Origin of the sequence: Parachitinimonas caeni, from assembly GCF_030129945.1 — a bacterium.
GTDB lineage: Bacteria > Pseudomonadota > Gammaproteobacteria > Burkholderiales > Chitinimonadaceae > Parachitinimonas > Parachitinimonas caeni.
The window spans coordinates 1-624 of sequence record NZ_JARRAF010000156.1 but is presented as its reverse complement, the minus strand read 5'-3'; the positions used below and the strand labels follow the sequence as shown (position 1 = coordinate 624).

The 624-nt window shown below is 72.1% G+C and carries 1 protein-coding gene; it reads right to left on the bottom strand.

Going from position 1 to position 624, the window contains the following annotated elements; all coding sequences use genetic code 11:
• Window positions 1-624, bottom strand: a 624-nt coding sequence (locus PZA18_RS24090) for a hypothetical protein (RefSeq protein WP_284103431.1), incomplete at both ends; no start/stop codon positions are given.

The following is a 624-nucleotide window of genomic DNA, read 5'->3' as shown; positions in this document are numbered from 1 at the left end:
CGGCCGGCTGTCGGCGGCCTCGCCCCACTGCCCGACCGGGTAGCTGCGCCGGGCATCCAGGGCGTTCAAGGTCAGGTCGCCCTGACTGCCTGCCATCGCCTGGGCGTCCAGACGCCACCAGCCCGCCCGCTCCACGTGGAACTGGGCCGTCGCTTCCGGCGCGGCCGGCAGGGTATGGCGGGTCACCGGTGCCAGCCGGCCCAGATCGACGGTCAGCGGCTCGGCCTGGAGCGCCAGGGTCAGCGTCGCGGTCGCGGCCGTGTCCAGGTCGCGGCTCGGGCGGTAAACCGCCAGATAGACCGTCTGGGCCCGATCCAGCGCAAAGCTGCCATCCCCCCAGCCCGGTACGCCCACCAGCAGATTGCCACCCTGGTCATAGATCTGATAGGCGTAGCGGTCGGTCGGCAGCCCCTCCAGCCGGTAGTGCCGGTCTGCGCGTATGTCGAATCGGGCCAGCGCCAGCCCCTGACCGGCGGCGAAGGCCATCGACTGCGGCTGGTCCGGCTGCAGCGAAGCGGCTTCGGCGCTGCTATGCACGCTAAAACGATACGCCCCGCCGGTGGCAGGCAGGCTCAGCCGGTGCGGCCCGGCCTGGGCCCAGCCCAGCGCACTGCTGCCATACAG